The organism is Escherichia sp. WS338, from assembly GCF_046486405.1.
GTDB lineage: Bacteria > Pseudomonadota > Gammaproteobacteria > Enterobacterales > Enterobacteriaceae > Escherichia > Escherichia coli.
In genome coordinates this window covers 98,277-111,619 of the sequence record NZ_JBJQLL010000016.1, presented here as the reverse complement: position 1 = coordinate 111,619, position 13,343 = coordinate 98,277, and the positions used below count along the sequence as shown (strand labels likewise).

Annotated in this window: 13 protein-coding genes; 3 read left to right on the top strand and 10 right to left on the bottom strand. The window is 53.3% G+C overall.

Annotated features, from left to right (window positions below; genetic code table 11):
• Positions 1-297: 297 nt before the first annotated feature.
• The 4 genes from hemG to pepQ are packed head-to-tail and all read right to left on the bottom strand — an operon-like array spanning position 298 to position 4,290.
• Positions 298-843 (bottom strand): menaquinone-dependent protoporphyrinogen IX dehydrogenase, encoded by a 546-nt coding sequence (gene hemG / locus ACJHWT_RS15705; protein WP_000853959.1) that lies wholly within the window; start codon positions 841-843, stop codon positions 298-300.
• Positions 844-854: 11 nt separating this feature from the next.
• The gene (gene trkH / locus ACJHWT_RS15700; protein ID WP_000545677.1) at positions 855-2,306 is read right to left on the bottom strand and encodes a Trk system potassium transporter TrkH; all 1,452 of its coding nucleotides are present in this window, start codon (positions 2,304-2,306) and stop codon (positions 855-857) included.
• A 38-nt stretch (positions 2,307-2,344) separates the two neighbouring features.
• Entirely contained in the window at positions 2,345-2,959 is a 615-nt protein-coding gene (locus ACJHWT_RS15695; RefSeq protein WP_001318154.1) for an IMPACT family protein, read from the bottom strand.
• Positions 2,959-4,290: a Xaa-Pro dipeptidase gene (gene pepQ, locus ACJHWT_RS15690; protein ID WP_000444561.1), complete on the bottom strand. Its 1,332-nt coding sequence runs from the start codon at positions 4,288-4,290 to the stop codon at positions 2,959-2,961. Before pepQ ends, ACJHWT_RS15695 begins: the two co-directional genes overlap by 1 nt.
• A 189-nt stretch (positions 4,291-4,479) precedes the next feature.
• Here pepQ and fadB point away from each other — a divergent pair, with 189 nt between their 5' ends.
• Positions 4,480-6,669 (top strand): fatty acid oxidation complex subunit alpha FadB, encoded by a 2,190-nt coding sequence (gene fadB / locus ACJHWT_RS15685; RefSeq protein ID WP_021539338.1) that lies wholly within the window; start codon positions 4,480-4,482, stop codon positions 6,667-6,669.
• A 9-nt stretch (positions 6,670-6,678) separates the two neighbouring features.
• On the top strand, positions 6,679-7,842 hold the full coding sequence (gene fadA / locus ACJHWT_RS15680; protein WP_000438701.1) for an acetyl-CoA C-acyltransferase FadA: 1,164 nt from the start codon (positions 6,679-6,681) through the stop codon (positions 7,840-7,842).
• A 191-nt stretch (positions 7,843-8,033) separates the two neighbouring features.
• Here the strand turns inward: fadA and fre are convergent, their stop codons facing one another.
• Both fre and ubiD read right to left on the bottom strand, forming a co-directional pair.
• Positions 8,034-8,735, bottom strand: a complete 702-nt coding sequence (fre, locus tag ACJHWT_RS15675) for an NAD(P)H-flavin reductase (protein ID WP_000209826.1) — start codon at positions 8,733-8,735, stop codon at positions 8,034-8,036.
• Between the two features lie 45 nt (positions 8,736-8,780).
• Positions 8,781-10,274, bottom strand: a complete 1,494-nt coding sequence (gene ubiD / locus ACJHWT_RS15670) for a 4-hydroxy-3-polyprenylbenzoate decarboxylase (protein ID WP_000339804.1) — start codon at positions 10,272-10,274, stop codon at positions 8,781-8,783.
• Between the two features lie 166 nt (positions 10,275-10,440).
• On the opposite strand from ubiD, the gene rfaH reads away from it, so the two are divergent.
• Positions 10,441-10,929, top strand: coding sequence for a transcription/translation regulatory transformer protein RfaH (gene rfaH, locus ACJHWT_RS15665; RefSeq protein WP_001192396.1), 489 nt, complete (start codon positions 10,441-10,443; stop codon positions 10,927-10,929).
• Here rfaH and tatD read toward each other — a convergent pair.
• Genes tatD through tatA form a run of 4 tightly spaced genes read right to left on the bottom strand, consistent with a single transcriptional unit; the run spans position 10,926 to position 13,317 of the window.
• A complete protein-coding gene (gene tatD / locus ACJHWT_RS15660; protein WP_001696353.1) occupies positions 10,926-11,708 on the bottom strand; it encodes a 3'-5' ssDNA/RNA exonuclease TatD in 783 nt (260 codons plus the stop codon). The two genes, rfaH and tatD, sit on opposite strands and share 4 nt — an antisense overlap.
• 41 nt (positions 11,709-11,749) lie before the next feature.
• On the bottom strand, positions 11,750-12,526 hold the full coding sequence (tatC, locus tag ACJHWT_RS15655) for a Sec-independent protein translocase subunit TatC (protein WP_000109943.1): 777 nt from the start codon (positions 12,524-12,526) through the stop codon (positions 11,750-11,752).
• 2 nt (positions 12,527-12,528) lie between these two features.
• Positions 12,529-13,044: a Sec-independent protein translocase protein TatB gene (gene tatB, locus ACJHWT_RS15650; protein WP_000459594.1), complete on the bottom strand. Its 516-nt coding sequence runs from the start codon at positions 13,042-13,044 to the stop codon at positions 12,529-12,531.
• Between the two features lie 3 nt (positions 13,045-13,047).
• A complete protein-coding gene (gene tatA, locus ACJHWT_RS15645; protein ID WP_001295260.1) occupies positions 13,048-13,317 on the bottom strand; it encodes a Sec-independent protein translocase subunit TatA in 270 nt (89 codons plus the stop codon).
• Between the last annotated feature and the right edge of the window lie 26 nt (positions 13,318-13,343).

Below are 13,343 nucleotides of genomic sequence, written 5' to 3'. Positions count from 1 at the left end.
TGCGACGTTAAGAATCCGTATCTTCGAGTGCCCACACAGATTGTCTGATAAATTGTTAAAGAGCAGTGCCGCTTCGCTTTTTCTCAGCGGCGCGGGGTGTGCATAATACGCCTTCCCGCTACAGAGTCAAGCATTTTTTTGCTTTTCTCTGTTGAGATTCTCAGGAGAACCCCGCTGACCCGGCGGCGTGTTTGCCGTTGTTCCGTGTCAGTGGTGGCGCATTATAGGGAGTTATTCCGGCCTGACAAGAGGAAATTTAAAATAATTTTCTGACCGCGCATTTTTTATTCTTTATGCTTATTTCAGCGTCGGTTTGTCGGTTAAATGGGCGATTTCTCGGGCGAAATTCGCCACCTGCTCCCAATCGGTATAGACAACTTCTTTGCGCGTATCCGTTTCACCGCCTGACATCTTCATAATCAGTTTGATCATAAAGCGGTCGTACCAGCGGTAACGTGGATAACGCAGCGCCCCGGCAATGACCGCGCAGCGATCGGGACGCCATTGCGAGTTCATCAGAAACTTCCGCGCGTAGCTGTTGGTCTGTGGAGTACGCTTCTCCGGTTTACGCGCCACCAGGTTTACGGAGTAAAAGGCGCTCGGCATCGAATTCAGCCGCGTCGCATGCTTTTTGACAAATTCCTGGAACGCAGAGTGGTAGTGACCATAGCGAATAGAAGCACCAATGACCACACGGTCGTAGTTTTCCCACTGTGGTTCTTCAATGCGGTGCACATTGGCGACATCCGCCTGGATCCCCAGTTCTTTCAGTTCCGAAGCCAGGTAGGAGGCAATCTCGCGCGTTTGTCCGTCCCTTGTTGAGAAAAGAATTAATGTTTTCACGTATTACTCCATCATTCACGCCAGAAAGTCGGGGTAAAGAGCACCAGCAATGTAAAGACCTCGAGACGACCAAACAGCATGTTGGCAATCAGGATCCATTTAGCCACCGGGTTCATACTGGTAAAGTTATCAGCAACCACGCCAAGCCCTGGCCCCAGGTTATTCAATGTTGCAACAACCGAGGCAAAGGCAGAAAAGTCATCCACGCCCGTGGCGATAATCGCCAGCATACTGACAATAAACACCAATGCATAGGCGGAGAAAAATCCCCAAACGGCTTCGAGGATACGTTCCGGCAGTGCGCGATTCCCCAGCTTAATGCTGTAGACGGCGTTCGGATGCACCAGTCGTTTCAGCTCACGGTTCCCCTGCTTAAACAGCAGCAGGATGCGGATCACTTTCAGGCCACCGCCCGTTGACCCGGCACAACCGCCGATAAAAGCTGAACATAAGAGCAGTACCGGCAAAAAGAGCGGCCAGCGGGCAATGCTGTCAGTCGTAAACCCGGCGGTTGTCGCCATCGACACCACCTGGAAAAACGCCTGGTTAATTGTCATCAGCGCCGAACTGTAGACATTATGAAACCACAGCACGAGTGTACAAATAACCACCAGCGTAAACTGTACGCCGATAAACATGCGAAATTCCGGATCGCGCCAATAAACCTTCAGACTACGCCCACTTAACAGTGAAAAGTGCAGACCGTAGTTACAGCCGGAGATCAGCAGGAAGATAGCAATGATAGTGTTAATAGTCGGGCTGTCGAAATAACCGATACTGGCATCATGTGTCGAGAAGCCGCCAATAGCGATAGTCGCAAAGCTATGGCCGATGGCATCAAAGGCATCCATTCCGGCAAACCACAACGCCAGCGCACAGGCGACGGTCAGCAAGACATAAATCAACCACAGGGTTTTCGCCGTTTCCGCAATTCGCGGGCGCATTTTGTTATCTTTCAGCGGGCCGGGCATTTCTGCGCGATAGAGCTGCATCCCACCCACGCCGAGGATAGGCAGTATCGCAACCGCTAATACGATGATCCCCATCCCGCCAAACCATTGCAGCATCTGGCGATAAAAGAGGATGGCGTGAGGGAGCGAATCCAGCCCCACTAGCGTAGTGGCCCCCGTGGTGGTCAGGCCAGAGAAAGATTCAAAAAACGCATCGGTAATCGTGAGGTTCGGGCTTTCCGAGAAGATAAAAGGGAGCGCACCGACGCTACCCAGCACGGTCCAGAACAGCACCACTATCAGAAACCCCTCACGGGATTTCAGTTCACCCTTCTCTTTGCGGTTCGGCCACCAAAGCATAGAGCCAATGGCGAGGGCGACAAAAAAGGTCTGGGTAAAAGCGCGGCCCGCTCCATCCCGGTAGATGAGTGCTACCAGCCCAGGGATAATCATGGTCCCTGAAAATAAGATGACCAGTAGTCCAACGATTCGGGTAATGGCGCGAAAATGCATCTCTGCCGCTTCCTTAGTTCTGCAAAACGAAGTGGGGATTATTCTTCAATCGCTAACAATTGCAATGAACCACGGCTAAAATCCGCCAGCTTTGCGGAAAATTCAGCCACTTTCGCCGCCGGAAGCGCCACCCGCAGCAGAACGAATGCCTGATAATCACTGTTGATAATTTTGCCGTCACACTGCCCCAGCAACGCTTCAATGCCGGTTAACTGACTATATTCACATTGCAAAGTATATTCGGTTAATGGTGTCTTGCGTTGGGTCGTTAGCTGGCGCAGCGCCTGATTCACGCCGCCGCCATACGCTTTCACTAACCCACCGGTGCCAAGCAATATGCCGCCGTAGTAGCGCACCACCACAGCGGTAATTTCCCCGACGCCGCTGCCCATTAGTTGGGCGAGCATCGGTTTACCTGCCGTTCCCGTCGGCTCCCCGTCGTCAGAGAAACCCAGCTGTTGTGAATCGTCAGGCGCACCCGCCACCCACGCCACGCAATGGTGGCGGGCATCGGGGTGTTCTGCTCGCACCGATTCAACAAACGCTTTCGCCGCCTCAACGCCATCGGTATGCGCCAACAGCGTAATGAAGCGGCTCTTTTTAATCTCTTCAACGACCGTGACCGGTGCCGCAGGAATTAACCAGCTTTCCATCACGCCAGTTTCAGATCCCGGGTCATGTTCTCCACGTTGTTTTCGTGGATCACCACGTTGTCTTCGATACGAATGCCGCCGAACGGTTTCAGTGCTTCAATTTTCTGCCAGTTAAAGTGTTTACTGAACTGCCCTTCACGCCACGGTGCCAGTAGCGATTCGATGAAGTAGATACCCGGCTCGATGGTTAACACCATGCCCGGCTGGAGAATACGGGTGCAGCGCAGGTACGGATATTTTGCCGGTGCCGCGAGGTGCGTACCGCTATCATCCTGCATGAAACCGGCTACGTCATGCACCTGCAGGCCCAGCGGATGGCCGATACCGTGCGGCATAAACGGTCCGGTGAGATCGTTTTCGACCATCGCTTCTTCACTCATATCGGTGATGATTTGATGTTTACGCAGCAGTTTGGCGATGCGCTGATGGAACTGGATATGGTAATCCACATAGCTGACGCCTGCTTTCATGGTGGCGATCAGCGCCAGTTGCTCATCATTTACGTCTTTCACCAGCTGTGCGTAGTCGTTGTCGCTTTTTGCCGACCAGGTACGGGTCAGGTCAGCCGCATAGCCGTTATATTCGGCCCCGGCATCCAGCAGGAAGCTGCGCATCTCTTCCGGTGCCTGGTGGTCCAGTTTGGTGTAATGCAACACCGCAGCGTGTTCGTTAAGCGCCACAATGTTGCTGTAAGGTACGTCGGTATCACGATGACCGGTCGCGGTCAGATAGGCAATATTGATATCGAACTCGCTCATGCCAGAACGGAACGCTTCTTCTGCCGCGCGATGACCGTTGACCGCCATTTTCTGCGCTTCACGCATACAGGCCAGTTCGTACTCGGTTTTGAAGGAGCGGTAGTAATGCAGGTAGTCGATCACCCCTTTCGGGTTGATATTGCTGGCCTCAATACCCAGTTGCAGCGCACGCTCCGGCACCGGACCGATATAACCGATATTCCCGCGCGCAGCAGGCAGCAGGCTACCAATGCCATCGGCTTTCGGCAGCGCGATCACTTCTACATCTTCAGTCCAGAAGGAGGTCGGCAGCGGTTCGACGTTGTGCCAGTAATCAACCGGCAGATAAAACCACAGTTTCGGCTTGTTCACGCCATCCACCAACAGCCAGCAGTTTGGCACCTGAGTTACCGGCACCCACGCTTTGAATTGCGGATTCACTTTAAACGGATAGGGATGATCGTCGAGAAAAACGTTGAACAGTTCGCCGGAGTGAATAAGTAACGCATCCAGCTTGAAGCGCGCCAGCGCATCGCGAGTCCGTTCTTGTAAGGTAGCTATATGATTTTTATAGAGTGAGGCCAGTGATTCCATTTTTTACCCTTCTGTTTTTTTGACCTTAAGTCTCCGCATCTTAGCACATCGTTCATCCAGAGCGTGATTTCTGCCGAGCGTGATCAGATCGGCATTTCTTTAATCTTTTATTTGCATATTTTTAACACAAAATACACACTTCGATGCATCTGGTACGACCAGATCACCTTGCGGATTCAGGAGACTGACATGCTTTACAAAGGCGACACCCTGTACCTTGACTGGCTGGAAGATGGCATTGCCGAACTGGTATTTGATGCCCCAGGTTCAGTTAATAAACTCGACACTGCGACCGTCGCCAGCCTCGGCGAGGCCATCGGCGTGCTGGAACAGCAATCAGATCTAAAAGGGCTGCTGCTGCGTTCGAACAAAGCAGCCTTTATCGTCGGTGCTGATATCACCGAATTTTTGTCCCTGTTCCTCGTTCCTGAAGAACAGTTAAGTCAGTGGCTGCACTTTGCCAATAGCGTGTTTAATCGCCTGGAAGATCTCCCGGTGCCGACCATTGCTGCCGTCAACGGCTATGCGCTGGGCGGTGGCTGCGAATGCGTGCTGGCGACCGATTATCGTCTGGCGACGCCGGATCTGCGCATCGGTCTGCCGGAAACCAAACTGGGCATCATGCCGGGCTTTGGCGGTTCTGTACGTATGCCACGTATGCTGGGCGCTGACAGTGCGCTGGAAATCATTGCCGCCGGTAAAGATGTCGGCGCGGATCAGGCGCTGAAAATCGGTCTGGTGGATGGTGTAGTCAAAGCAGAAAAACTGATTGAAGGGGCGATGGCGATTTTACGCCAGGCCATTAACGGCGACCTCGACTGGAAAGCGAAACGTCAGCCGAAGCTGGAACCGCTAAAACTGAGCAAGATTGAAGCCATCATGAGCTTCACCATCGCTAAAGGGATGGTCGCACAAACGGCGGGGAAACATTATCCGGCCCCCATCACCGCAGTAAAAACCATTGAAGCTGCGGCCCGTTTTGGTCGTGAAGAAGCCCTAAACCTGGAAAACAAAAGTTTTGTCCCGCTGGCGCATACCAACGAAGCTCGCGCATTGGTCGGCATATTCCTTAACGATCAATATGTAAAAGGCAAAGCGAAGAAACTCACCAAAGACGTTGAAACGCCGAAACGGGCCGCTGTGCTGGGCGCAGGCATTATGGGCGGCGGCATCGCTTACCAGTCTGCGTGGAAAGGCGTGCCGGTTGTCATGAAAGATATCAACGACAAGTCGTTAACCCTCGGCATGACCGAAGCCGCGAAACTGCTGAACAAGCAGCTTGAGCGCGGCAAGATCGATGGTCTGAAACTGGCTGGCGTGATCTCCACGATCCACCCAACGCTCGATTACTCTGGTTTTGACCGCGTAGATGTTGTGGTAGAAGCGGTTGTCGAAAACCCGAAAGTGAAAAAAGCCGTACTGGCAGAAACCGAACAAAAAGTACGCCCGGATACCGTGCTTGCGTCTAACACTTCAACCATTCCTATCAGCGAACTGGCCAACGCGCTGGAGCGTCCGGAAAACTTCTGCGGGATGCACTTCTTTAACCCGGTCCACCGAATGCCGTTGGTGGAAATTATTCGCGGCGAGAAAAGCTCCGACGAAACCATCGCGAAAGTTGTCGCCTGGGCGAGCAAGATGGGCAAAACGCCGATTGTGGTTAACGACTGCCCCGGATTCTTCGTTAACCGCGTGCTGTTCCCCTACTTCGCGGGTTTCAGCCAGCTGCTGCGCGACGGCGCGGATTTCCGCAAGATCGATAAAGTGATGGAAAAACAGTTTGGCTGGCCGATGGGGCCGGCATATCTGCTGGACGTTGTGGGGATTGATACCGCGCATCACGCTCAGGCGGTGATGGCAGCAGGCTTCCCGCAGCGGATGCAGAAAGATTACCGCGATGCCATCGACGCGCTGTTTGATGCCAACCGCTTTGGTCAGAAGAACGGCCTCGGTTTCTGGCGTTATAAAGAAGACAGTAAAGGCAAGCCGAAGAAAGAAGAAGATGCCGTCGTTGACGACCTGCTGGCAGAAGTGAGCCAGCCGAAGCGCGATTTCAGCGAAGAAGAGATTATCGCCCGCATGATGATCCCGATGGTCAACGAAGTGGTGCGCTGTCTGGAAGAAGGCATTATCGCCACTCCGGCAGAAGCGGATATGGCGCTGGTCTACGGCCTGGGCTTCCCTCCGTTTCACGGCGGCGCGTTCCGCTGGCTGGACACCCTCGGTAGCGCAAAATACCTCGATATGGCACAGCAATATCAGCATCTCGGCCCGCTGTATGAAGTGCCGGAAGGTCTGCGTAATAAAGCGCGTCATAACGAACCGTACTATCCCCCGGTTGAGCCAGCCCGTCCGGTTGGCGACCTGAAAATGGCTTAAGGAGTCACAATGGAACAGGTTGTCATTGTCGATGCAATTCGCACCCCGATGGGCCGTTCGAAGGGCGGTGCTTTTCGTCACGTGCGTGCGGAAGATCTCTCCGCTCATTTAATGCGTAGCCTGCTGGCGCGTAACCCGGCGCTGGAAGCGGCGGCCCTCGACGATATTTACTGGGGTTGTGTGCAGCAGACGCTGGAGCAGGGTTTTAACATCGCCCGTAACGCGGCACTGTTGGCTGAAGTGCCGCACTCTGTCCCGGCGGTTACTGTCAATCGCTTGTGTGGTTCATCCATGCAGGCACTGCATGACGCAGCACGAATGATCATGACCGGCGATGCGCAGGCATGTCTGGTTGGCGGCGTGGAGCATATGGGCCATGTGCCGATGAGTCACGGCGTCGATTTTCACCCCGGCCTTAGCCGTAATGTCGCCAAAGCGGCGGGCATGATGGGCTTAACGGCAGAAATGCTGGCGCGTATGCACGGTATCAGCCGTGAAATGCAGGATGCCTTTGCCGCACGGTCACACGCCCGCGCCTGGGCCGCCACGCAGTCGGGTGCATTTAAAAATGAAATTATCCCGACCGGTGGTCACGATGCCGACGGCGTCCTGAAGCAGTTTAATTACGACGAAGTGATTCGCCCGGAAACCACCGTGGAAGCCCTCGCCACGCTGCGTCCGGCGTTTGATCCCGTCAGCGGTACGGTAACGGCGGGTACATCTTCTGCGCTTTCCGATGGCGCAGCTGCCATGCTGGTGATGAGTGAAAGCCGCGCCCATGAATTAGGTCTTAAGCCGCGCGCCCGTGTGCGTTCGATGGCGGTCGTTGGTTGTGATCCGTCGATTATGGGTTACGGTCCGGTTCCGGCCTCAAAATTGGCGCTGAAAAAAGCGGGGCTTTCTGTCAGTGATATCGGCGTGTTTGAAATGAATGAAGCCTTTGCCGCGCAGATCCTGCCATGTATTAAAGATCTGGGACTGATTGAGCAGATTGACGAGAAGATCAACCTCAACGGTGGCGCGATCGCGCTGGGTCATCCGTTGGGCTGTTCCGGTGCGCGTATCAGCAGCACGCTGCTAAATCTCATGGAGCGCAAGGATGCCCAGTTTGGTCTTGCGACGATGTGTATCGGTCTGGGTCAGGGTATTGCGACGGTGTTTGAGCGGATTTAACCACTTGCCAGATGCGGCGTGAACGCCTTATCCGGTCTACCGATCCTGCACCAATTGTAGGCCTGATAAGACGCGCCAGCGTCGCATCAGGCAGCGTGTGCCGAATGCCGGATGCGACATAGATCTAAATGCCACTGAATAACGTTTTAGTTGCCGTTCTTCCCGCCTGTCAGGGGCGGGTTTTTTATATCTCAGATAAATGCAAACGCATCGCCAAACAGACGATCTTCCCGCGCATTACGCTCACTGCAAAACAGGTCACGAGCAATTTTCGCCATCTCAAAACGTCCGGCAATATAGATATCATGCTCTGCCAGCGTACCATGATCCTGCAATACCGCCGTTAACACGGTGCCAGTACGCCCACGCCAGCCCGCTTCCGGTTGTTCAACCACCGGCACCACTTGTAGACCAGGATGCTTCAACGAAAGCGCCTCAAGCTCGCAGAGATCATACAGATGCTGCTCTTCACGCCCGCCCCAGTAAATAGTGATATCACGGTTTGGGTTACGCGCCAACGCTGTCAGCAAAATCGAGCGGGCATAAGAGAACCCGGTGCCGCCCGCAATCAAAATCATCGGACGCTCTTCATCATCGCGCAGCCACGCTTCTCCGTGGGGAATATCGACCACGATTTGATGATCTTTGAGGATGCGGTCCATGACTGCTTTCGCGTAAAGGTTGATTTCAGAAGCGCCAATATGCAGCTCGATAAACCCTTTTTCATCTGGCGTCGAAGCCATTGAGAACGGACGTTTGTCGCGCTCATCCATCACTACCATCAAATACTGACCAGCACGAAAAGAAAAGGCCGCGTCTGGCACGATGCGGACACGATATACGGTATCCGTGATAGCTTCTACCGAGGTCACTTTACAGCTTAAGGTTGTCATGCGCTTTCTCTGTCGGATCGATAAATAGGGCAAAACAAACGCGCATCAGGCGCTTTTACCGTTGTTAAAAATAGCCAGTTCATCCCAAATGGCGTCAATATGCGCGACAACATCTGGATCTTTTTTGATGGGACGTCCCCATTCACGCTGGGTTTCCCCCGGCCATTTATTCGTGGCATCCAGCCCCATTTTTGAACCCAGCCCGGAGACAGGGGAGGCAAAATCCAGATAATCAATAGGCGTATTTTCTACCAGAACGGTATCCCGCGCCGGGTCCATACGGGTGGTAATCGCCCAAATCACATCGTTCCAGTCGCGGGCGTTGACGTCATCATCGCAAACGATCACAAATTTAGTGTACATAAACTGGCGTAAGAACGACCAGACGCCCATCATGACGCGCTTCGCGTGTCCGGCATACTGTTTTTTGATCGTCACTACCGCCAGACGATAAGAACAGCCTTCCGGCGGCAGATAAAAATCGACAATTTCCGGGAACTGTTTTTGCAGAATCGGCACGAACACTTCGTTCAGTGCTACACCCAGTACCGCAGGTTCATCTGGCGGACGCCCGGTATAGGTGGAATGATAAATCGCATCTTCACGCTGGGTAATATGCGTCACGGTAAATACCGGAAAACTATCGACTTCGTTATAGTAACCGGTGTGGTCGCCATACGGCCCTTCCGGCGCAGTTTCGCCTTGTTCGATATACCCTTCCAGCACAATCTCCGCACTGGCGGGCACTTCAAGGTCATTGGAGATACACTTCACCACTTCGGTCTTGGTGCCGCGCAGCAATCCGGCAAACGCATACTCTGAAAGCGTATCCGGAACGGGGGTGACTGCACCGAGAATCGTGGCAGGATCGGCACCCAGCGCCACAGAAACCGGGAAACGTTCGCCCGGATGCGCCGCACACCACTCCTGATAATCCAACGCGCCGCCGCGATGCGACAGCCAGCGCATAATCAGTTTGTTTTTACCAATTAGCTGCTGGCGATAAATGCCCAGATTCTGCCGCTCTTTATGCGGGCCGCGCGTTACGGTGAGCCCCCAGGTAATCAGCGGCGCAGCATCTTCCGGCCAGCAGGTCATAATGGGAATACGATTGAGATCGACGTCATCGCCAGAGACGATTTTTTGTTGGCAAGGCGCACCACGCAGCCGCTTTGTCGGCATGTTCAATACTTGCTTAAACTGCGGCAGTTTATCAAACAGGTCGCGGAAACCTTTTGGCGGCTCCGGCTCTTTCAGAAACGCCAATAATTTACCAACTTCACGCAGCGCCGAAACATCTTCCTGCCCCATGCCCATCGCCACGCGCTTTGGCGTACCGAACAGGTTGCACAGCACCGGCATTGAGTAGCCTTTAGGGTTTTCGAACAACAGCGCAGGCCCACCGGCACGCAAAGTGCGGTCAGCAATTTCAGTGATTTCCAGATGCGGATCCACCGGGAGCGTGATACGTTTTAGCTCACCCTGCTGTTCAAGCAGCGTCAGGAAGTCGCGTAAATCGTTATATTTCATGGCGTCCATTGTAGCCTCTTAATCTGCGCCCATTATACGGCGTTCATCTTTGCGATGCTGTAAATTTGTTAAATTAGCGTGAACTCTGACGGCATAACGCAAACCGGGGAATATAATTAACTTAGCGTAAAGCTTTTGCTATCCTTGCGCCCCGATTAAACGGATAAGAGTCATTATGCAATCCTGGTATTTACTGTACTGCAAGCGCGGGCAACTTCAACGTGCCCAGGAACACCTCGAAAGACAGGCTGTGAATTGCCTGGCACCGATGATCACCCTGGAAAAAATCGTGCGTGGCAAACGTACTGCAGTCAGTGAGCCATTGTTCCCCAACTACCTGTTTGTGGAATTTGATCCAGAAGTGATTCATACCACGACTATCAACGCGACCCGCGGTGTCAGCCACTTCGTGCGCTTTGGCGCATCGCCAGCGATAGTCCCATCGGCAGTGATTCATCAGCTATCGGTATATAAACCGAAAGACATTGTCGATCCGGCAACCCCTTATCCGGGTGATAAGGTGATTATTACCGAAGGCGCGTTCGAAGGTTTTCAGGCCATTTTCACCGAACCCGACGGCGAGGCTCGCTCCATGCTGTTACTTAATCTTATCAATAAAGAGATTAAGCACAGTGTGAAGAACACCGAGTTCCGCAAACTCTAAAACGCAATCCCAAACAGTGTTTTGACATTGGCATCCGTGGTGGCAGCCAGCCATGCGGCATCTTCTCCACGCCAGTGCGCAATTCGTTGCAAAATATGGGGCAGATGGGCTGGCTCGTTGCGCCGGGATGATGGCTTCGGCGTGAGATCGCGCGGGAGCAAATACGGCGCATCAGTTTCGATCAGCAATTTCTCCGCCGGAATCAACGGCAACAGTTCCCGCAGCTCTAGTCCGCGTCGTTCATCGCAAACCCAACCGGTAATGCCGATATAAATTCCATGCGCCACGCACGCCTGCATCTCTTCGCGTGTGCCGGTAAAGCAATGAAGAACCGCACCAGGCAGTTTATCCAGCCACGGCTCCAGCAATGTCATAAACCGCTCGTGGGCATCGCGACAGTGCATAAATACCGGCATGTTTAATTCTGCGGCAATGCGTAGCTGGGCAACAAAAGCGCGTTCCTGCTCTTCCGGCGTCGAAAAGTTGCGGTTAAAGTCGAGACCACATTCACCAATCGCCACCACTTCTGGCTGCGCGGCCAGCTCAATAATCGCTTCTTCAGTCGCAGCTTGCCACTGGCTGCTGTCGTGAGGATGTACGCCCGCCGTTGACCAACAGGACGAATACTGACGCGCCAGTTTTTGCGCCTGCTGGCTTTCACGCAGGTTAGTGCCGGTGATGAATAGCCCATTAACTCCCGCGTCAAGAGCGCGTGCTACAACATCATCACGGTCTTTCGCAAATTGCGAACTGGTCAAATTAACGCCGATATCAAACATCCTGTACTCCATATGACAACCGCCCTGACGGGCGGTTGAATTTATTCTTCAGTTTTTTCGCTTTCTGCTTCAGCGTCGTTTTCCTCTTCCCGATTTCGCCCTTTACCAACGTAAAAGCGTGAGAAGAAGACACCGATTTCAAACAGGCAGTACATCGGGATCGCTAACAGCGTTTGCGAGAAGACATCCGGCGGTGTCAGCAGCATCCCGACAACGAATGCACCAACCAGCACATACGGGCGTTTTTTGCGTAAGTCTTCTGGCGAGGTAATCCCCATCCAGCACAGCAGCACGATTGCCACCGGCACTTCAAAGGAGACACCAAACGCCATAAACAGCGCCATAACGAAGCTTAAATAGCTGGCGATGTCGGTGGATACCTGTACCCCTTCCGGCGCGGTATTGGCAAGGAAGCCAAATGCCAGCGGAAAGACCACAAAGTAGGCGAACGCCATGCCGATATAAAACAACAGAGAGCTGGAAACCAGCAGCGGCACCACCAGGCGACGTTCATGCTTATACAGCGCTGGGGCGATAAACGCCCACACCTGATAGAGAATCACCGGCGCTGACAGAATCAGCGACACCATAAAGGTCAGCTTGATCGGCGTAAAGAACGGCGAGGCCACGTCGGTGGCGATCATCGTTGAACCTTGCGGCAACTGCTTGATCAATGGCGCGGATACCAGGTGATAGATGTCATTGGCGAAATAGACCAGACACAGGAATATCACGATCACCGCGATAATGCAGTTCAGCAGACGCTTACGCAGCTCAATCAGATGCGTGATAAGCGGTTGAGTATCTTCTACAGACATGTTTACGGTTTATCACTCGACGAAGGGGAAGGTGCAGCGGTTTTCGGTTCAGCGTCCGCAGCAGGTTTTACCACCGGCTCTGGCGTGGTTTCTGGCTTCTGTTCCGGCGAACTGGCCTGCGTTTGTGCAGCAGCAGGCGTTACGCCTTCATGCGCAGCTTCATTGTCTTTCACCACCGGGTTGTGGATGGTGTGCGCTTCATCGCTCGCCTTTTCAGGATCGTTTGCAACGTAGGAACGCTTCATCGACTCCGCGGCCTGGCGTAGTTCATCCATCGACGCTTTCAGTTCGGGCGTCAGGTTAGTGAGGCTCGCCTTTTCAACCTTTTTCAGACTGTCCTGAAACTCCTGGAGTTTTAACTCCTGGGTCAGTTCGTTCTGCACCGTTGTCGCCAGTGAACGCAACGCGCGAATCCAGCCCGCGACCGTTTTTACCGCCACAGGCAGTCGTTGCGGCCCCAGAACGACGAGGCCGATGATGAATACCAATAGCAGTTCGCTAAAACCGATATCAAACACGGATTACACCTGCTCTTTATCGTGGCGCTTCGCGTCTTCTGTTTTAGCCTGTTCCTGATTCGTATCCGCCTGCTTATCGGCGATAGTTTTCGCAGTAAAATCAGCATCCTGACTGGTTTTATCCTGCTTTGGTTCATCATCGCTCATTGCTTTTTTAAAGCCTTTGATCGACGCACCAAGATCGGAACCGATGGAGCCGAGCTTTTTGGTGCCAAAAAGCAGTACAACGATGACGGCAATAATCAATAACTGCCAAATACTGATACCACCCATACATGTTCCTCTGTGGTAGATGATGA

Bases quoted from the DNA above. Each gene is read 5' to 3' on its own strand.
- trkH (WP_000545677.1), bottom strand. From the start codon at position 2,306: ATGCATTTTCGCGCCATTACCCGAATCGTTGGACTACTGGTCATCTTA.
- ACJHWT_RS15695 (WP_001318154.1), bottom strand. From the start codon at position 2,959: ATGGAAAGCTGGTTAATTCCTGCGGCACCGGTCACGGTCGTTGAAGAG.
- pepQ (WP_000444561.1), bottom strand. From the start codon at position 4,290: ATGGAATCACTGGCCTCACTCTATAAAAATCATATAGCTACCTTACAA.
- fadB (WP_021539338.1), top strand. From the start codon at position 4,480: ATGCTTTACAAAGGCGACACCCTGTACCTTGACTGGCTGGAAGATGGC.
- fadA (WP_000438701.1), top strand. From the start codon at position 6,679: ATGGAACAGGTTGTCATTGTCGATGCAATTCGCACCCCGATGGGCCGT.
- fre (WP_000209826.1), bottom strand. From the start codon at position 8,735: ATGACAACCTTAAGCTGTAAAGTGACCTCGGTAGAAGCTATCACGGAT.
- ubiD (WP_000339804.1), bottom strand. From the start codon at position 10,274: ATGGACGCCATGAAATATAACGATTTACGCGACTTCCTGACGCTGCTT.
- rfaH (WP_001192396.1), top strand. From the start codon at position 10,441: ATGCAATCCTGGTATTTACTGTACTGCAAGCGCGGGCAACTTCAACGT.
- tatD (WP_001696353.1), bottom strand. From the start codon at position 11,708: ATGTTTGATATCGGCGTTAATTTGACCAGTTCGCAATTTGCGAAAGAC.
- tatC (WP_000109943.1), bottom strand. From the start codon at position 12,526: ATGTCTGTAGAAGATACTCAACCGCTTATCACGCATCTGATTGAGCTG.
- tatA (WP_001295260.1), bottom strand. From the start codon at position 13,317: ATGGGTGGTATCAGTATTTGGCAGTTATTGATTATTGCCGTCATCGTT.